Genomic DNA, 19,220 nt, shown 5'->3' on the forward strand with positions numbered 1-19,220 from the left:
GCCGGTCAGGACTTCGCCGCCTCGACCGGTTGGAGCTGCGGTACGGCGGCGCGGTCGGCGTTGTGCTGCTTGGCCATCAGCATGTAGAGCGACGGCACCACGAAGAGGGTGAAGATCGTGCCGATGATCATCCCGCCGACCAGGACCAGGCCGATCGAATTGCGCGCCGCGGCGCCCGGACCGCTGACCAGCGTCAGCGGGAAGTGACCCGCGACGGTCGCCACAGAGGTCATCAAGACGGGGCGCAAACGGGTCATCGCCGCTTCTTTGACGGCCGACCGCTTGTCGGCGCCCCCCTCTTGAAGCTTGTTGGCAAATTCGACGATGAGGATGCCGTTTTTCGCCACCAGCCCGACGAGGGTCACCAGCCCGACCTGCGCGTAGATGTTCATCGTCGTGGTCCACCCGTCGGTCCAGTAGGGAAGATCGGGGTTGGGCATCTTCAGGACGGTGAAAATCAGCGCGCCGAACATCGCCAGCGGCACCGACCCCAGAAGGATCACCAGCGGGTCGCGGAACGAGTTGAACTGCACCGCGAGCACGAGGAAGATCAACAGAATCGCAAGTCCCAGCGCCGGAAGGAACTTCCCCCCTTCGGTGCGAAGCTGCCGAGACTCTCCGGTGTAGTTGATCGTGTAGCCGGGGGGCAAAATGTCGCGCGCGGCATTTTCGAGAACCTTCAGCCCTTCATCGAGCTGGGCGGTCATTCCGGAAAGCTTGATCGCATTCATCTGCTGGAAGCGGTTGAGCGAGCGCGGCACCGTGCCGTCGCGGATGGTCGCGATCGCGCTCAGCGGAATGAGCCGGTTGTCCGGTCCGGTGACGTAGATATCTTTCAGTTGATCGGGATTGAGCCGCTCGGCGCGCGCAATTTGCGGGATCACCTTGTAGGCCCGTCCCGCGATGTTGAAGCGGTTCACATAGTTGCCGCCAAGCGCGGCGGCCAGATCGGCGCCGATCTGGGCGTTGTTCAGGCCGAGGGTTGCGACCTTCTGATGGTCGATGACGATTTCCGACTGCGGCTGGTCGTATTTCAGGTCGATCTCCGGCGGGAAATAAAAAAGGCCGCTTTCCATCGCTTTCATCTGAAGCTTCTGCGCCACTTCCAGCATCCGCTCCGGCTCGGCGGTCGACGCGATGATGAATTCGACCGGGAAGTTGCCGCCGCCCGGCAGCGCGGGGGGTCTGGCGGCGAATACCTGCAAGCCGGGAATGGCGGAGAGCTTGCCCTGCACCTCGGGCAAGATCTGCGAGATGGAACGATCGCGCTGCTCCCACGGTTTCACGACCATCCCGCTGAATCCGCCGACCCCCATCGCCGCGGCGAACGGATCCGAGGGGGACATGAGGATCTGAAAGGTCACATCCCGCTCGGGTGTCGAGAGAAACGCCTGCTCGGCGGCGCGGCCGAAATGGCTCTTCTGGTCCGCCGACGCGTTCGCCGCGTTGTTGATGATGCCGAACATGAACCCTTGGTCCTCCACTGGCGCCAGCTCTTTGGGTGAAAAGAGGTACATCGGGACCGTCAGCAGGCTGAGGGCGATCCAGACGGTATAGACCGCGGGACGGGCCCGCATCGTCCGGTCGAGCATCCCCCCATACCCCTGGCGCAGACGGTCGAAGTGGTGATTGATCCAACCGGTGAAGCCGCGCTCTTCCCGGTCCGCACTGCGAAGCAGTTTCGCCGCCATCATCGGCGAGAGCGTCAGGGCTACGATGCCGGAAATCGTGACGGCCCCCGCGAGGGTGAGGGCGAATTCGCGAAAGAGCGCCCCCGTGAAACCCCCTTGCAGGCCGATCGGCGTGTAGACCGCGGCGAGGGTGATCGTCATGGCGATCACCGGCCCGATCAGCTCGCGCGCTCCGACCAGCGCCGCCTGGAACGGCGTGCGCCCTTCGCGCAGGTGGCGTTCGACATTCTCGACCACGACGATGGCGTCGTCCACGACCAGGCCGACCGACAGCACGATGGCGAGCAGCGTGAGCAGGTTGAGGGTGAAACCGAACGACTGCATTAGAAAGACGCTGCCGATGAGAGAGACCGGGATGGCGAGGATCGGTACCAGCGCCGACCGGAAGGAGCCGAGAAAGAAAAAGATGACGAGCACGACGATGATCAACGTTTCGGTGAGGGTGCCGAGCACTTCGTGAATGGCGCTGCTGATGTACTCGGAAGCATCATAGGCGACGCTCCCCTGGAGACCTTTCGGCAAATCGCGCCGGATCGAATCGAGCTCCGCGCGGACCCGTTCGACCACGTCGATGGTGTTGGCGTGGGGGAGCGGAAAAATTCCGATGAAAATCGCCGTCTGTCCGGTAAAACGGACCTCCGTGTCGTAGTCCTCCGCCCCCATCTCGACGTCGGCGACGTCCTGCAGCCGGACGATGGTATCGTTCTCCCGCCGGATGACGAGCTGTTTGAACTCCTCCACTGTGTGCAAGTCGGTGTTGGCGGTCAGATTGACCTGAACGAACGCCCCTTTCGTATTGCCGACGGCGGCGAGAAAGTTATTCGCCGCCAGCGCGGCGCGAATCTGTGCGGGGCTGACGTTCAACGCCGCCATCTGCGCCGGCTTCAACCAGACCCGCATCGCGAAGGTGCGCGCGCCGATGATCTCCGCCTTCTGCACCCCCGCGAGCGAAGCGAGGCGGGGCTGAATCGCGCGCACCACGTAATCGGTGATTTCACTCTGCGTCAGGGCGTCGGACGCAAAGCTCAGGTAAGCGGCCGCGAACTCCGAGTCGGCCGACTGCACGCTGATGGAAGGGACCTCCGCCTCCGCGGGCAGCTCGTTTCGAACCTGATTCACCTTCGCGGTGATGTCGGCGAGCGCGCGGGTGGGGTCGTAGTTGAGCTTCAGGCGGGCGGTGACGAGGGAGAGACCGAGGAGACTTCTCGATTCGACATAATCGATGCCGTCCGCGGAGGCGATCGAACGCTCGATCGCGGTGGTGATGAAACCGCGCACCACGTCGGCGCTCGCGCCGATGTAGACGGTCGCGATCGTCACCGAGGCGTTTTCGCTTCGGGGATATTGGCGGACGCTCAGCGTCTTCCAGGCTTGCAGGCCGGCGATGATGATCAGAACATTGACCACGATCGCCAGGACCGGACGGCGCACAAAAATATCGGTAAAGGCTTTCATCATGGGTCCTTTTAGCTGTTATCGGGCTTCGGCGTTAATGTGAAGGGGGGCGCCAGCGTGTTGTCGATGACCACCGCCATCCCCGGCCGAAGCTTGAAAACGCCGGTGGAGACGATTCTCTCGCCGATTTTGAGGCCTTCGGTCACAACAACAAAGTCCCCCTGTTGCGCGCCCAGGCGCACGAACTGCTGCCGGACAACGAGCGGTTTCGCTCCGCCCGGACCGGCGGGCCCCTCTTCAATGACAAAAACAGAGTCGCCGAAGGGAGCGTGAACCACTGCGGTCGCCGGAATGAGCAACACCTTTTCCGACCGCGCGAGAATCATCTCGACCGAGACGAACATGCCGGGCCGCAGCCGGCCGCCGGGATTGGCCAATGTCGCCTGGACCCGGACGTTTCTCGTCGCGGGATCGATCTCCGGATTCACCGCCGTGATCTTCCCCCCGAACGATTGCTTTGGAAAAGCGTCGGATGCCACGGCCACCTTCAGCCCTTCGACCGGATCGCTCAATTGCTGCTGCGGCAATGAGAAATCGACGTAAACCGGATCGAGGGAGTGAAGCGACACCACCGGGCTCCCTCTCTGGAGAAGCTGCCCGACGCTGATCTGCCGGATGCCGAGCTTGCCGGAGAAGGGGGCGCGCACCGTTTTCTTGGCGATGACCGCCCGGATGTTGTCCAATTGGGCATCGGCCTGCTTGAGGTTGCTGGCGGCCGAATCATACTGGGCCTGGGAGATCCCGTCGCTTTCGATAAGCTCTTTGGCACGTTTGAAGGAGAGGCGCGCCAATTCGGCCGCCGCTTCGGCCGAACGCAGCTGCGTCTGCTCGATATCAGCATCAAGCTGCGCCAGCAGATCACCGGCCTTGACCACGGCGCCCGCATCGAACGCGATCTCGCGGACGATCCCCTCGGCTTCGGCCCTAACCACCGTTCCCTGAACGGCCATGACCGTTCCGACCGAGGAAACGCGCGGCTGCCACTGCTCTTCACGCACCTCGGCGGCATTGACCCGCTCGGGCGGCATGACCTGTTGGGCGGCGGCGTCCCCCATCGCCTTGAACTGGAGCACCTTCATCCCGACGAGGCCGCCGGCGATTGGCAGGACAATCACCACTCCGAGAATGACCCAACGGAGTCTCTTCAGGCTCCCTTCCCGGTCGCCGCGCCCTCCGTTTCTTGTATCCTTCATCGATGTTCTCCTTTGCTTGTCGGCGTCGCCTCGCGTGAAGCCTGAACGCCGGGTCGCCCGCCGTGATTACCGCTTCGGGGTGCGCTGTTCGGTCTGCGCGCGCAGGCGCTCCTCCGCCGCGCGGAGTTCTCCCGTGGGATCGCTGGGGGCGAAATCCTCGGTTTCGAACACCTGACGGATTTCGACCTCTCCCTCCTGGAAAGGGGCCCGCTTGAGCCATTCGATCGCCTCTTCCTTCGACTTCACCTGCCAGAGCCAGAAGCCGGCAACCAGCTCCTTCGTTTCGGCGAAAGGGCCGTCGATCACGGTCCGCTTGGCCCCGCTGAAGCGGACGCGCGCCCCCTTCGCGCTCGGCTGCAGTCCCTCCCCCGCCAGCATCACGCCGGCTTTGACCAGCTCCTCATTGTACTTTCCCATTTCGGTCAACAGGGTCTCGCTCGGCAAAACGCCGGCCTCGGACTCCTGGCTCGCTTTGACGATGACCATGAATCGCATGTTCGTCTCTCCTTATCTCAAATGACGCTTTGATTGATTCCAGATTCTACCATCATTCCGCAATGGCCGAAACCGATAATTTCATTTTACCCCAGGTCAATACACCCCTTCACCGGCTCAGAGGTCGACCAAGGCCTTGAATCCGCCGTAGGACATCCGCTTGACATCAAAAGGCATCGCCTTCGGGTCCATATGCAGGCGCGGGTCTTTCATCACTTTGGCGTTGACGCTGTCGCGATGCGCGCGCGACTTGTAGACGATCCACGCGAAGACCACCGTCTCACCCGGCTTGACTTTTACAAGGCGCGTGAACGGCACCCCCATCTGCACCTTCAGGTCGTCTCCAGCGCATTCCCGGTATTCCAGAGCGCCGTACTCCCGCCAGATTTTCCCCGCCTTCTGAGCGATCCGGCGGTAAGCTTGCAGGTTTTTCTTCTGGATCGGTATGACAAAACCGTCGACATACTTCGCCATATGCGTTTCTCCTTCGTTTAAAAGTGAACGACCCCTTATCCGTTTCAATCCGGAGCATCTTCATCCGCAGAGGGAGGCCGCTTATTTGCGTCTTTCAAAGTTCAGCGCGCCGGTGGCCGATTTATTTCTTCGCCTTTTCCCAAAGGGTCATGACGTTCCCCTCCGGATCGGCGAAATCGGCCATGAAGCCCCACTCTCCGGTGGCGTGTTTCGGCGTAACGACCTTCCCTCCCGCCTTCTCGATCGCCTTCAGCGTCTCATCGATCGAGCCGGTTTCCACGCCGAACGACGGCTGGTCGGTTTTGGATTTGCGTTGATAGAACCCGCCGTTGATCCCGCCCGGCTCGGTCGGGTTGTGCTCTTGATCGACCGGCGTCGTGTAGGCCATCGCCCCCTCGTCCCCCCAGAGCTCGACTTTCCAGTCGAAGACCTTTTCATAAAATGCTTTGGCCTTCTTAAAATCCGAAGCGGGGATCTCGAAAAACACCACTTTATTCTTCGCCATTTCTCTCCCTCCTTCATCCTTCATCGAATCGGTTACAGACGTTATTCCGTCGGCAGGCCCGGCATCTCGATCACCGGCCGGACCTCGACCGTCCCCTTGCGCACCATCGGAATCCGCTCGGCGATGCCGATCGCCTCGTCGAGATCCTTTGCGTCGACGAGGAAATAGCCGCCCAGCTGTTCGCGCGTTTCGGCGAACGGCCCATCGGTCACGAGACGTTTGCCGCTGCGGACCCGGACGCTGGTCGCCATCGAGATCGGATGCAACGGATTGGCGGACAGATATTGCCCCTTCGATTTCAAATCGTGCGCGAGTTGCGTCGATTCCTTGTAACACGCCTCCCGCTCGGTCTCGCTCAACGTTTTTTCCTCAAGGTAAATCAGCAACATGTATTTCATCTCGATCCCTCGTTAGCCTGGTTGATCGCGCTCGGCTCCATGAAGAACGGCTCCCAGATGTGGCCGTCCGGATCTTGAAACCCATGCGCGTACATAAAGCCGTGGTCTTGCGGCTCCTTGTAAGTCGTTCCCCCGGCGGCGACCGCCTTGCGGACGATTTCATCGACCTTCGCGCGGCTCTCCAATGATAAAGCGAGGAGCACCTCGGTGCTTTTGGTCGCATCGCAAACCGGTTTCGGCGTAAAGCTCTTAAACTTCTCTTCGGTCAAGAGCATCACGAAGTTCTCCTCGCTCACGATCATGCAGGTGGCCGTCTCGTCGGTGAATTGGGGGTTGAAGGTGAAGCCGAGCTTCGTAAAGAAATCGATCGACTTCTTGAGATCCTTGACCGGTAGATTCACGAAAATTTTCGTCGCCATCTTCTCTCCTTTCGATGCCTCATCCATTTGATCAGTTACTTATTCTTGGAGAGATTCTCCTCTTTCCAAATTTCGCGATGGCGATCCACCGCCTCGCTCGGAGCGAAGTCCTCCAGCTCGAAGAACCGGCGAACCTCGATCTCCGTCTCCGCCCCTTCGCCGTGCGGGTTGGGGAAGCGCTTGGCCCATTCGACCGCCTCTTCCCTCGATTTTACATTGATGATCGTGTAGCCGGCGATCATCTCCTTCGTTTCGGTAAAGGGGCCGTCGACCACGGTCCGTTTGTTTCCGGAATATTTAATTTTGAACCCCTTCGCGCTTGCCTGCAAGCCGGCGCCGTCGACCAGGACGCCGGCCTTCGCCAGCTCTTCGTGGTAGGTCGCCATCTCGGCGATGAGCTTCTCCTCCGGCATCACGCCGGCTTCCGAGTTTTTGCTCGCCTTGACGATGATCATGTATCGCATCTTCATTCTCCTTCTGGTTTAGAGTTTGAACCCGGCTTTTGGATGGTTCCAGCCGGAAGAAGCCACCGCTTCATGTTTCATTATCTAGTCGTTGGGCGGGGCCAAAATCGACAATTTTCCCTCTTCTAAGTTATTTCAAGCTTTCCGCGAGTTTATCAAACGATTCGTTCCAGCCGGCCCCGGTCAAACCGGTCGGTGATTGGGTAGTGGGTCAGTTTGGGTTGAGCGGTTCCTTTTTGGTCGTCATTCCCGCGAAAGCGGGAATCCAGTGCTCTTAAACCTCTGGATGCCCGCTTCCGCGAGCATGACAAAATTTAAACTGACCCACTACCGGTGATTGCAATGAAAGGAAGACTGGGCCGATCAAGTGCAATGTGGTATTAATCCCCCAGTGATTTTAACGATACGGCTAAAATACATAGGAGGACCGCCCGCTGTCTAGTACAAAGATCATTCACTTCCCTCAAAAGGTCCCCTCGCTCAGATCGATCTCCGCTTCAAAGCGGACCGCGCCGCAGTGGCAGCTTCCGGTGTATTTCTTTTTCATTCTCGCGCTCCAAGCAACGTGTGGTTTGATTCGCCGATCGGCCGGACTTCGACGCTCCCCAGGCGCGCCGGCGGGATCTTCGAGGCGACCTGGATTGCTTCATTCAGATCCCTGGCATTGATGAGGACGAACCCGCCGAGCTGTTCCTTTGTTTCGGCGAAGGGTCCATCCATGATCGATACCCTGCCCTTTCGGACCCGGACGGTGGTGGCGGACTGAATCGGTTCGAGCACTTGGCAGGCAATGGCGTGACCGCTCTTCTTGAGCTGCACATCGCAGACCAGGCACTCCTCCATAAAGGCGTCCAGTTCGTTTTTGGACATTGCTTCCAGTTTCTTTTCATCGAAATAGATCAGGCAGATATATTTCATGGCTTGCTCCAAGTTGTGACGTATCGTCTATGAACATTCAATAGTCGTCGGAGGGGCTGAAAATCGACAAATGGGCTATGGTTGAGGGGATTTTTAAATGGATCATCGAAAAAGCTGGGGACTGTCAGGTCGGTTCGATCTGGTAGGGGCGGCCCCCTGTGGCCGCCCGCATTGATTGAATCTGGATGAAGACAAGGGCAGGCACGGAGGCCTGCCCCTACAAAGCTAAACTCCGAAATCTAGAGACTACTCTCCCTTATTCTTCCCCACTGTAATAATCCAACTCCTCGGCCCCCTCCGGCCGGACCACCCTACGCTCGGGTGAGCGCACAAGCCACTTCTTGCTGTCCGGATAATGGGCCGACTCGCCAATCGGGTTATCCGCGACAACATAGAGAACCAGATCCTCAGCCCCGTTATTGATCAGTTGATGCGGCTGGTCCGGCTCGAAAAGAAAGGCATCGCCCGCTTCGATGGAAGTCATCCCCTCCTGATGCCGGACCTGTCCCGCGCCGGAGATCACATGATAAAACTCCCACTGCGCGCTGTGCGAGTGATAAGGAGAGTGGATCTTTCCCGGAGGAAGGCGGCACAACTCCACATCGAAGGGATGCCGCTCCTTCAGGTCCATCGACGAAGGCTTTCGCCCCAACGCGACAGAGATCTCTTTGCTCGCCCCGCCGAATTTCCCTTTCGGCGACGACCAGGTCTCATCAGGAATATCTTTCAGATTCACCTTACGCATCGTTTCTCACCTAGTGTGAACGTTAAAGCACCTTCCGGCGCAGCTCCGGAAAAACCTTCGACACCTTGCTCAAGAGATAATCCCCATAGGTGCCGCGAAACGCGTGAACGCTGGTGCGGTCCCAACGCGCTTCTTTATTATCATTCACCACACCCGTTTCGATCGGCTTCACTTCCGCATTAAAATTGGGGTCGAAGAAGAACGGAAAAGACAAACGGTTCTGTCCCGCCGGATTCCACACCCGATGCGGGGTGGACAAATAGCGCCCCGCCGTCAGGCGGTCGAGCATGTCTCCGATATTGCAAACAAAAGCATTGGGGATCGGCGGCGCGTCGATCCATTGAGATTTTATTTTTACCTGCAAGCCGCCCGACAGATCTTGCTTGAGGATCGTCAGCAATCCATAGTCGGTATGCTCGCCGACCCCGTAGCCGGATTCCTCGGGGCTGCCTGAAGGGGCGGGATAGTTGAAGATGCGGAACAGGACCAGCGGATCGGCCGTATAACGGTCGGCAAAATACGACTCCTCCAGACCGAGGCTGAGGGAGAGGCCGGCCATCAACGCATGTCCAACCCGCGTCATGGCGGCCATATAGTCGAGAACGGTCTCTTTAAATTCCGGCCACCCGGACGGAAAGAGGTTGGGGCCGTGCAGCGGGGTGCCCGCTTTTACCAGGGGATGATCTTCCGGAAGCTCGGCCCCGAAATAAATCCCCTCTTTTAGATCAGGCCGGCCGGAGGTCAGCTCGCCGCCGACGGGGAAGTATCCCCGCCAGGCCCGGCCTCCCCGCGCCATGCCGATTGCAAGCTTTGTCTTAAGATCCTGCGAAAAGAACTGCCGGCTGACCGCTTCCAGCCGCTGCTGCAGGGGTTCGTCTACCCCATGACCGACGATGTAAAAGAAGCCGAAGTCGCGGCACGCCCGGCCGATTTTCTCCGCGATAGCATGACGCGCTTCCGTTCCGGAAACCAACCCGGCGATATCGACGACAGGAATTTCCATCCAACCTCACTCTTTGACAACCCACTGGGGATTCCAGGCGATTTCCCACAGGTGCCCGTCCAAATCCTGGAAGTATCCGGCATACCCCCCCCAAAAGCGGTCGTGCGGCGGGTCGGTGATGTTGGCCCCCGCCCTTTCTGCCTGCTTTATGATCGCGTCTACTTCCTGTTTGGAATTGACGATGTGGCCGATGGAGAATTCGGAGGGGCTGGCCGGCGTGACAGCGATTTTTGCATCCTTCGCCAACGAGGTCTTCGGCCAGAGCGCCAAGATGAGATCATCATTCATTTCAAAGAAAACCACCGCGCCATCCTCAAATTCGGTGCCGACGATCCCTTCCGTTTTTAGCCCCATTCCGTCACGGTAAAAAGCCAAAGATTTTTCCAAATCGCGGACAGCCAGGGTAATGATTTTGATTCGTGGCTTCATCTTCTAGCCTCACTCATTCACAAGTAGGCATAACTTATTTGGAAGCAGAGACCCTTTTTACGCTTCGCTACCCCTGTATATTCCAGTTCACTCATTCATGTCAATGACCGATTACTGAGAGGGATTCAACTCCGCGGGTTGTGCTGCTTTCAATTTTTAACCGCTTGAGCGGCCTCTTTGCGGAGCTCGTCGCATTCGGTCGTTGTCGCTGTTTTGCGACAATGGCGATAGGCGTCATCGCTCGAAAGTTCTTCGAGGCGGGCCCGGATCGACGGCGGAAGACCCCCTTTATAACGTCCCAGCGCCTGCACCGCATACCACCGGCTGTCCCACGCCGAATCGTTGAGACCCGAGGCCAAAGCTTGAAGGGAGTCAGAATCGACCACCAGAGGGGTGGCCGGTCCGGCCCAGATCTTCCACCGAAAGGTGAAATCGGTCTCCCTGGTAAAAACGATGCGGTAGGGGGTCAGCTCATTTTCGGTGATACGGATATGCATACTCCCGGCATGGTCGTTCTCCAAAAAAGCATACGGCAACAACCGAATCGAATAGAGATGGACGCCCGGCTCCTGGGCGATCCAAAGCCGTTTTATTCTCACCGGGTTCTCGATCGACGCCTCGATTCTCACCCCCAACGGCTGCTGGCCGACAGGAACCTCTTTGCCATTCTCGATCCGGAAGATCCCCCACCCCGCGATACACTCGGTACAATAGAACTCCAGATAGCCCCGCGGGCTCTCGGGAGGGAGGTCGTCTTGGATCATCGCCTCGAACGGCGCGGCGCAGGCCGTCAGGAGCAGTGCGATTGCCAAGAAGAATCCCGCGCTAGAAGCGGTTCGGATTTGTCTCGCAATGGGCAACATTCCCCTCACCCCCTTCGGCGATCACCCGGAGTCCCAGGCTGTGCCCCATTGAAATAATCGCCGCCGCGATTGCTATTCTCACAGGGTTAATGTAGGAGCACCAGCGCGACGGCGACCAGCGCGGCCGCCAATGCCGCGCCGGAGAGCCCGAGCGCCACAAGGAGGGTCGTCTGCCGTTGCGCCTCGATCTTTTGCCACACACTCAATGGATCGGAGGCGGCACCTCCCTCCTCGGTAAAAAGCGACTGCTGCATGATGGACCTGGCCGAGCGGACCGCTTCCGCGGCCGATTCGAAATGGCGCTGATGGATCTGTTTGCCGAGGTCCGCGCCCGGCTCGGCCGCCGCGGCGGAGGCGGCCTTAATAACGGCATTTTTGATATCGCCGCCGCTCAGTTCATAACGTTCTGCGAGGCGGCGGAAATCGACGTCGGGCGCCAGCGGGGTCTTCTTCGGATGAATCTGAAAATCCCAGATCCGCGCGCGCTCCTCCACCCCCGGCATTTCAAACAGCACATGGGTCCGGATGCGACGTTCGAAAGCGGGATCGAAATTGGCCGCAAGGTTGGTCGCGAAGATCACGATGCCGTTGAACGACTCCAGCTCGCGAAGGAGCACGTTTACCGTCAAATTCATCTCGCGGGAATGGGGCGTCGGGGCGCCGGCGGAGCGGCGGGTCGCGATGGCATCGGCCTCGTCGAAAAAGAGGACGGCATTCTGCTCCGCCGCCGCCTGAAAGGTCGCGACGATATTTTTCGGCGTCTGGCCCACCCACATCGACTCCGCCTCGGCATAGTTGACGATCAGAAGCTTCAGGCCGAGCGCATGCGCGATCCCCTCGGCGCAGATCGTCTTCCCCGTCCCGGGCGGCCCCGCAAAGCTGAAGACCAAGCCGCGTCCCGCCGTATGGCGCTCCCCGAGACCCCAGCGGCCGAAAATCAGGGCGTGATTCCGAACTTGGGCCAGCGCCTGCTCCAGCGTGCGCCGGGTTTGAGGCGGAAGGACGACTTCTTCCAACGTGCGCCTCGGAAGAACGGTCTCGACGACACGCCGCGACCCGAGACCGGTTAAAAACGAAATCAGCGGATTACTCATATCGATTCCTTGTATCTTACCCGTGGTCCAATCACTGCCATAGTTGACCCGATTTCGGATCTCCGTTAAACTTCTATTCGTCCCGCTTCACCTTCGATGATCGACCCCGATTAAGATCGCGGCCCAATCCGACCCAAAATGAGTCGATGAAACGGTTTCTAAACTTTTGCAAAAACATCGCGCTTGTCACCTTTCCGACAATGGTCGGTTTACTCGTCTTGCTGGAATTGCTCGCACGAACGGCCCTGCCGGTGAGCGACGTTCCCGATACTTTTTTTCACCCGACCCTTGGGAATCATTTTGTACCTAATCAAAGAGGGGTCATTACCAGAGGACCCGGCGGGGTTGAAAGGTCGGAGTATCGGATCAACACCAGCGGGTGGAATTCTCCCTATGACTATACAACAGATAAACAAGACGACGTTTTTAGAATCGCCGTCATCGGGGATTCTTATGTCGAGGCGTTTCAAGTCGATTACCAACGGTCATTCCCATACCTGGCCGAAGCCAAATTAAATGCAAAAGCCGATAAACCCGTTTTCCAGACCTACAGCTTCGGACATTCCGGCGCAAATATGGCCCACTACCTTCATGTTTTCAAAGAAGCCATTCGATATAAACCGGACATGGTGATTTTTAATCTCGTTCACAACGATCTCGATGAAGCATTATACGGCTATGGCAGAAAAGATAATTGGACCCTTACGAAAAGCGGAGATCAATTCGTTGAGGTGCCGCCCCATCCTGCATCCAATCTGAACCTGAAAAGAGCGGCAAGAAACTCCGCTTTGATTCGATTTATGGCGCTCAATCTGGAATTGCCGGCGAAAGTAAATTTGCTCAAACAACTCTTATACGGCGATGTAAGACAGTATGAAGCGAATGTCGATACAAACTCCGCCCTCCTATCGAACGATCGGTTGCTGAATGAACTGCTCGACCACCTCCTTCACGAAATTCAAAAACTTTCCGTGCTGCATCAGATAAAGGTTCTCGTCCTGATCGACGGCAACAGGCAGGCGATCTATGACAATCTCGATTCTAAGAGCACGAAAACATACCAAATAAATAGAGCGCTTTTAGAAACATGCAGGACGCTCTCCCTCCAAGCGGTAGACCTCACCGACCGATTCAGCGAGATTTGGGAAAAAGATCATAAAAAATTCAACTCCGAAACCGATTACCACTGGAATCAATACGGACACGAAGTCGTCAGCGATGTCGTCCTTGAGGAAATTCTAAGGCAACATCCGCTTTGACGGCGAAACGATTTCCTCCAATCATTGCGCGTTCTCTTCCGTCCCCTTTACCCCTCCTCCGACAACACCCACGGCTCCAGAATCTCCTCCGAAACCGACTCGATGAATCGGGAAGGTTTCGTGAGAACGGCATGGCTGGCGCGATGAAAGACCCGGATCGGATAAGTAAGATAGAGCTGCTCCTTGGCGCGGGTGATGGCGACATACATCAGCCGGCGCTCCTCCTCCAGCTCCGCCTCATGGGTGAAGGAGTAGATCGACGGAAAATAACCGTCGAGCGCCCAGAGGATGAAGACCACCCGCCATTCGAGCCCCTTGGCCGAGTGGATCGTGGAGAGGACCAGCTTTTCTTGATCGCCGTCGGCCGGCGCCACGCCGACGATCGACGCGTCCGGCTCCAGGGCCAGGTCCGAGAGAAACCGGGAAAGATTCCGATACCGCTCTGAAATGAGCAGCAGGTGCTCCAGATCTTTCGTCCGCTTGGGGTGGTCGTCATATTTGTTTTTCATCAGCGGGAGATAATATTCCATCACCCGCTCGATCCGGCCGGTCATCGAATCGGACGACTCCGCCTGCAAGAGCGCCTCCAACAGACGCCCGATCGGCTCGGCCTGCGCGCCCCGCGCGAACCCCCGCAGCGACTCTCTCCCCTCCTGCTGCACCTTTGCGATCATCTTCTGACTGGTCCGCGGCCCGACCCCTGGAATCAAAAGAAGAAGCCGGTTCCAGCTCACGGCGTCGGAGGGATTGACCAGAATGCGAAGGTGGCTCATCAGATCCTTCACATGCGCCGTCTCCACCAGCTTGAAGCCCCCCCGCTTCTCGAAGGGGAGGCCGCGCCGGACGAGCTCGATCTCCAAATCGAACGAATGAAAACTCGATCGGAAGAGGACGGCGATCTCCGACAGCGGAATCCCCTCCTCCCGCAGCTCCAAGATCTTCTGGGCGACGAACCGCGACTGCTCCGACTCTTCCTGGGCCCGCACCAGCGCCGGCTTCATCCCTCCTTGCTTCCGGGTAAAGAGGCGCTTGGGATATTGCTGTTTTGATTCGGCGATCACGGTATTGGCCAGATCGAGGACCGCCTGGGTCGAGCGGTAGTTCTCTTCGAGCTTGTAAACCTGCGTTCCGGGAAAATACTGCGGGAACCGCAGAATGTTTTGGAAATCGGCCCCGCGAAAGGAGTAGATGCTCTGGGCGTCATCCCCCACCGCCATCACCCGCCCGTCCCGGCCGAGAAGACGGACGATCTCCCCCTGGATCTTGTTGGTGTCTTGATATTCATCGGCCAAGAGATGTTTATACTGCTCGGCCAGCGCTTCTCGGATCGGCGCGTGCTCCGAAAGAAGCGCATAAAGATCGACGAGAAGATCGTCGTAATCGACCAGGTGGCGGTCGGTCTTGTATTTTTGGTAACGTATAAAAAGGGAGCGGATCAGCTCGATCTGATCGGTAAAGTGCCGGTACTCCCCCTCAACGACTTCGTCAAGGGTCATCAGCTTGTTTTGAACCTTGCTGAAGAGATCGGAAAGGGTTCCCTTTTTCGGAAAGCGCTTCCCCTTCTCTGCGTTTTTTGGGGTCCCCAAAGAGCCTGCTCTTTGGGGTAAAAGCCCCATTTCGCCGCGGAGGAGCTGAATCACATCCTCGGCGTCGGAGCGATCGAGAATCGTGAACGAGGAGGAGAGGCCGAGCGCTTTGCCGTACCGGCGGAGGATGGCGGCGGCGACCGAATGGAAGGTGCCGCCGGAAACCCGCCGGCATCGCTCATCCAGCAATTCCGCCGCTCGTTTGAGCATCTCCTGCGCGGCGCGGCGGGTGAAGGTGAGCAGGAGGATCGATTCCGGTTTGACGCCGCAGTGGACCAGCCAGGCGAGTCGGTAAATCAAGGTCCGGGTCTTGCCGCTCCCCGCTCCGGCGATCACCAAGGCGGGACCGTCGGGGGCGGTGGCGACTTGAAATTGCTGTTCATTGAGGGAAGATTGGTAGGCCGCCCGAAAGGAATCGAGCGCGGCCTGCTTCGGTGGCTCCCTCAAGATATACTTCTTCATCCCCCGATTATAGGGGCCTTTATAGATGAGAGCAAGAAGGTGTTGCCGCCGCAGAAACCTCCGGCGGTGAACCGGTTTGCGATCTGTCATAGCGCCGCACGGGATCTCAAGCATATAATCATTGAATTTTATATTTGCTCTTTGCTATTATTTTCGCTTAATGTCTAATGTGTCCTTTCTGAAAACGAATCAACTGAACTGGACGACTCAACCGCACCACGCGCCGGTGCGTCTCCAAGGATGGGGGGGAACGTGCAAAAGATATTGGTGATCGACGACGATCCGTCCAACTGCGAGCTTTTGTCTCTCCACTTTCAGCATCAAAAATACGAGGTCCAAACCGCATTGACGGGACGCGAGGGTCTCGACAAGGTAAAGACCTTCACTCCCCAAATCATTCTGCTCGACAACCGCCTCCCCGACATGACGGGGCTGTCGGTCCTCAAAGAGATCCGCTCCATCGACGACAACACCTTCATCATTATCATGACCGCCTTTATCGATATGGACACGACGATCCAGGCGATGAAGTCGGGCGCGTTCGAATACATCAATAAGCCGATCAATATCGATGAGCTGAACGCCGTCATCGGAAAGATCAAGGGGATCATCGCCCTGAAACGGTCACCGCTCGGACCGCTGTCGGACGAGTTCTCCTCGATGAAGATCGGCAACATCGTCGGGAAAACGCCGCAGATGCTCCAGATCTTCAAAACCATCGCCATCGCTTCGGAGAACAACGCGACCGTTCTGATCGAGGGGGAAAGCGGAACAGGGAAGGAACTGATCGCCCGCGCCATTCACTATCATGCCAACTACAACACCACTTTTCTCGGGATCAACTGCTCGGCGCTGGTCGAGACCCTTCTGGAAAGCGAGCTGTTCGGCCACGAAAAGGGATCTTTCACGGGGGCCATCCAAAAGAAGGAAGGAAAGTTTGAAATGGCCGAGGGAGGGACCCTCCTTCTCGACGAAATCGGCGATATGTCGATTCACCTTCAAGCGAAATTGCTCCGGGTGCTTCAAGAGCGGGAGTTCGAGCGGGTCGGGGGAAAAGAAAAAATAAAAGCAAACGTGCGGGTCATCGCGGCGACGAATAAGAACTTGGAAGAATTGATCAAAGTCGGCAAATTCAGGAAGGATCTCTATTATCGATTGAAGGTCATCAGCATCAAAGTTCCCCCGCTTCGAGAGCGGATGCAAGACATCCCCCCGCTCGTCCAGTATCTTCTCAACAAAATCAGCACCAATATGCATAAGAACATCAACGGCGTCTCCCCCAAAGTCATGGATGTCTTGATGAACTATCCCTGGCCCGGCAATATCCGGGAGCTCGAAAATGTCCTCACCCGGGCGGTCGTCCTCACCCGGGGCAACGTGATTCTGGAAGAGTCCCTCTCGCTTCTCCCCCTTACCCAGCCACCGGCCTCCGCCCAGCCCAGAAATATCATTGCCTCTCTTTCCGAGATTGAAAAGCTGCATATCCAAAACATTCTCGGTCACACCGGGGGACACAAAGGAAAAGCCTGCGAGATTTTAGGAATTTCAAGACCCGCCCTCGACCGAAAGATCAAGAAATACCATCTCACCGAATTCTTCCGAAAGACCTTTACCGTAGAGTACTAAACATTCCGTTCATTTTTTCAATTTGATTGAACGATCCATTACACTCCCGCCATATATCCACACCTTATCCACAGAAAAGGTGTCATCCAGATGACCCTTTCTCCCCAAAATGCCTTTTTTTCTACTGGCATTGATCTTGCTCCATAGAATTACTAGTTTTTCACAAAAGTCTGGTTTCCTCACAATTTCCTGAACTTTAAAGCAATTCATTAGCTGAGGGTTGCCTGAACATAGGAAATGTTTTTCAGGTAGAACGCATATTTTTGCGCATATTATGAAACCACTTTCATCTCAGGTAAATATGGAAAAGGCAGATTTGCTTCCATTTATTCAGAGCTGTGACCCCTATTCGGTCCTATCCCATTATGAATTGGAAACAATTCATACCAAGTCAAAGATCCTTGTTTTTGAGAAGGGTAAGTCTATCTACCTCCCGGGGCATCCGAGCGATCAGGTTTATCTGGTCTATTCCGGGTCGATTCGGATCGCAACCCTGATGGAGAGTGGAAAAGAATTTACCTCATCCCTTTATCATGTCGGAGAAACCTTCGGCGAATTGAGCATGGCCGGGGAGATGGCACGCGTGGAAATGGCTGTGGCATACGAGAAATCGGTCCTTATCAGCCTCAAGACCGATCTATTATCCGAACCGCTGAAGCAGAATCCCCTCTTCACGCTCGGCATCATGCGGTTGATCGGAACGAGGAGATGTGAATCGGAGAACCGGCTGCTTCAATTCTTTTACGCGCCGGTTCATTCTCGGTTAGCCAAAGTGCTGATTCACTTCGCGACAAAACAAGCGAAATCTCCCGCCGCTCCTCCCTCTTCCATTCAGCTCCGACTGACTCATGAGATTCTGGCCAGCCTCGCGGGAACCACCCGGGAGACGACGACCATGATTCTCAACCGTTTCCAAAAATTGGGAATTATCCACAAGAGTAAAGGGAATATCCATATAAAGGATCTCCAATCATTGAAAACACTCAGCCTGAACCAAAGTTCACCGAAAGAACCGGAAAAGACGCTGACCTTAACGCATGCCGCATAAGTCGGCTGTTTCGTAAACGCTATCGGGGCGGAATGGTTTGTCCTGTGACAACGCAAAGAAGGGAGGAATATTGATGCGTGATGTAAATTCTGAGAAGGGAAATCTATGGGCGGTTGTATTGGCGGCGGGAGAAGGGACGCGGATGAACCAGTTCATTCGGTCATCGTATGGGCTTTGCTCGCCGAAGCAGTATATCGCGTTTACCGGAAAGCGCTCCATGCTCCAGCATACGCTGGATCGGGTGGCGCAGTTGATCCCCCCCGAGCGCACCCGTATCGTGGTCAACCCAAGCCATATCAAGGAGATCCGCTCTCAGCTGTCGAGCCTGCCTGACCATTCCCTGGTTTTTCAGCCCTACAACCGTGAAACCGCCCCTGGCGCGCTGCTGCCGCTGACCTATATCATCAAAGAAGATCCGGAGGCCCGGATCGCCTTCTTCCCCTCCGATCATTTTATCCAGGAGGAAGATCGTTTTATGCGCTACGTGGCCGCCGCCGATCAGGTTGTGCAGCGCCACCCGGATCAGATCGCGCTGCTCGGTATCCAACCCGAAGGCCCCGAGGTGGAATATGGCTGGATCGCTCCGGGCGATCCGCTGCCGAACGCCGACGAAATGGGCGCCCGGAAGGTCGGCCGTTTTCTGGAAAAACCGGACCGAGAAGCCGCGGTGGCCTTCTATGAAAGCGGCTATCTCTGGAACACCTTCGTCTCGGTGCTCAAAGCCTCCACTTTGATGGCCCTGACCCAGCGGTACCTGCACGGCATCTGGCAGCGCTTCGAGCGGATCAGGGGGTCAATCGGGACGGTCCATGAGCTCTCGACCATCGAACGGGAATACCGCACGATGGAGTCGGCGACCCTCTCGCGCGGAATTTTTGAGCGCTGTCCCGATCAGATCGCCGTATTGGAAGTGAAGGAGGTCTTTTGGAGCGACTGGGGGAGCAGCCATCGGGTCCTCCAAACGCTTCAAAAGATCGGCAAGACCCCCTTTCAGGAAACGAAAGAGGTCGGACGGGAGGAAAGCTCCTACGCCGTGGCCGAAAGCAAAGCGGTTTAATCCGGATCGGAAATCCGTCAATCGTCCTTATTTAGC

General features: G+C 57.2%; 19 protein-coding genes. 4 read left to right on the top strand and 15 right to left on the bottom strand.

Annotated elements, in window-relative coordinates; all coding sequences use genetic code 11:
- Nucleotides 1-5: 5 nt before the first annotated feature.
- From MCM46_05060 to MCM46_05125, 14 genes are all read right to left on the bottom strand, one after another.
- Nucleotides 6-3,149, bottom strand: a complete 3,144-nt coding sequence (locus MCM46_05060) for an efflux RND transporter permease subunit (protein ID MCG3111176.1) — start codon at nt 3,147-3,149, stop codon at nt 6-8.
- 8 nt (nt 3,150-3,157) lie between these two features.
- Nucleotides 3,158-4,339, bottom strand: a complete 1,182-nt coding sequence (locus MCM46_05065) for an efflux RND transporter periplasmic adaptor subunit (protein ID MCG3111177.1) — start codon at nt 4,337-4,339, stop codon at nt 3,158-3,160.
- A gap of 66 nt (nt 4,340-4,405) precedes the next feature.
- Nucleotides 4,406-4,834, bottom strand: a complete 429-nt coding sequence (locus tag MCM46_05070) for a YciI family protein (GenBank protein ID MCG3111178.1) — start codon at nt 4,832-4,834, stop codon at nt 4,406-4,408.
- Between the two features lie 117 nt (nt 4,835-4,951).
- Nucleotides 4,952-5,308, bottom strand: a complete 357-nt coding sequence (locus MCM46_05075) for a DUF1428 domain-containing protein (protein MCG3111179.1) — start codon at nt 5,306-5,308, stop codon at nt 4,952-4,954.
- 121 nt (nt 5,309-5,429) lie between these two features.
- A complete protein-coding gene (locus tag MCM46_05080; protein ID MCG3111180.1) occupies nt 5,430-5,813 on the bottom strand; it encodes a hypothetical protein in 384 nt (127 codons plus the stop codon).
- 41 nt (nt 5,814-5,854) lie between these two features.
- Nucleotides 5,855-6,211 carry a YciI family protein gene (locus MCM46_05085; protein MCG3111181.1) on the bottom strand — a complete coding sequence of 119 codons (357 nt, stop codon included), beginning with the start codon at nt 6,209-6,211 and terminating at the stop codon, nt 5,855-5,857.
- On the bottom strand, nt 6,208-6,630 hold the full coding sequence (locus MCM46_05090) for a VOC family protein (GenBank protein ID MCG3111182.1): 423 nt from the start codon (nt 6,628-6,630) through the stop codon (nt 6,208-6,210). The genes MCM46_05085 and MCM46_05090 overlap by 4 nt, the downstream gene beginning before the upstream one ends.
- A 35-nt stretch (nt 6,631-6,665) precedes the next feature.
- Entirely contained in the window at nt 6,666-7,094 is a 429-nt protein-coding gene (locus MCM46_05095; protein MCG3111183.1) for a YciI family protein, read from the bottom strand.
- Nucleotides 7,095-7,637: 543 nt separating this feature from the next.
- Nucleotides 7,638-8,012, bottom strand: coding sequence for a YciI family protein (locus MCM46_05100; GenBank protein ID MCG3111184.1), 375 nt, complete (start codon nt 8,010-8,012; stop codon nt 7,638-7,640).
- Nucleotides 8,013-8,268: 256 nt separating this feature from the next.
- A complete protein-coding gene (locus MCM46_05105) occupies nt 8,269-8,757 on the bottom strand; it encodes a cupin domain-containing protein (GenBank protein ID MCG3111185.1) in 489 nt (162 codons plus the stop codon).
- Between the two features lie 22 nt (nt 8,758-8,779).
- Nucleotides 8,780-9,760 carry a hypothetical protein gene (locus tag MCM46_05110; GenBank protein MCG3111186.1) on the bottom strand — a complete coding sequence of 327 codons (981 nt, stop codon included), beginning with the start codon at nt 9,758-9,760 and terminating at the stop codon, nt 8,780-8,782.
- A 6-nt stretch (nt 9,761-9,766) separates the two neighbouring features.
- Nucleotides 9,767-10,189, bottom strand: coding sequence for a VOC family protein (locus MCM46_05115; protein MCG3111187.1), 423 nt, complete (start codon nt 10,187-10,189; stop codon nt 9,767-9,769).
- 149 nt (nt 10,190-10,338) lie between these two features.
- Nucleotides 10,339-11,001 (bottom strand): hypothetical protein, encoded by a 663-nt coding sequence (locus tag MCM46_05120; protein ID MCG3111188.1) that lies wholly within the window; start codon nt 10,999-11,001, stop codon nt 10,339-10,341.
- Between the two features lie 137 nt (nt 11,002-11,138).
- On the bottom strand, nt 11,139-12,146 hold the full coding sequence (locus tag MCM46_05125; protein MCG3111189.1) for an ATP-binding protein: 1,008 nt from the start codon (nt 12,144-12,146) through the stop codon (nt 11,139-11,141).
- A 146-nt stretch (nt 12,147-12,292) separates the two neighbouring features.
- On the opposite strand from MCM46_05125, the gene MCM46_05130 reads away from it, so the two are divergent.
- Nucleotides 12,293-13,405 (top strand): SGNH/GDSL hydrolase family protein, encoded by a 1,113-nt coding sequence (locus MCM46_05130; protein ID MCG3111190.1) that lies wholly within the window; start codon nt 12,293-12,295, stop codon nt 13,403-13,405.
- A 47-nt stretch (nt 13,406-13,452) separates the two neighbouring features.
- Here the strand turns inward: MCM46_05130 and MCM46_05135 are convergent, their stop codons facing one another.
- Nucleotides 13,453-15,453 (bottom strand): ATP-dependent helicase, encoded by a 2,001-nt coding sequence (locus MCM46_05135; protein MCG3111191.1) that lies wholly within the window; start codon nt 15,451-15,453, stop codon nt 13,453-13,455.
- 252 nt (nt 15,454-15,705) lie between these two features.
- Between MCM46_05135 and MCM46_05140 the strand changes: the two genes are divergently transcribed.
- The 3 genes from MCM46_05140 (at nt 15,706) to MCM46_05150 (ending at nt 19,184) form a co-directional block, all read left to right on the top strand.
- Nucleotides 15,706-17,079 carry a sigma-54 dependent transcriptional regulator gene (locus MCM46_05140; GenBank protein MCG3111192.1) on the top strand — a complete coding sequence of 458 codons (1,374 nt, stop codon included), beginning with the start codon at nt 15,706-15,708 and terminating at the stop codon, nt 17,077-17,079.
- A 301-nt stretch (nt 17,080-17,380) separates the two neighbouring features.
- Nucleotides 17,381-18,127, top strand: coding sequence for a Crp/Fnr family transcriptional regulator (locus tag MCM46_05145; GenBank protein MCG3111193.1), 747 nt, complete (start codon nt 17,381-17,383; stop codon nt 18,125-18,127).
- A gap of 73 nt (nt 18,128-18,200) precedes the next feature.
- Nucleotides 18,201-19,184: an NTP transferase domain-containing protein gene (locus MCM46_05150; GenBank protein MCG3111194.1), complete on the top strand. Its 984-nt coding sequence runs from the start codon at nt 18,201-18,203 to the stop codon at nt 19,182-19,184.
- The last annotated feature ends 36 nt before the right edge of the window (nt 19,185-19,220 follow it).

This window comes from Candidatus Manganitrophus morganii (assembly GCA_021651055.1).
Classification (GTDB): Bacteria; Nitrospirota; Nitrospiria; order SBBL01; family Manganitrophaceae; genus Manganitrophus; species Manganitrophus morganii.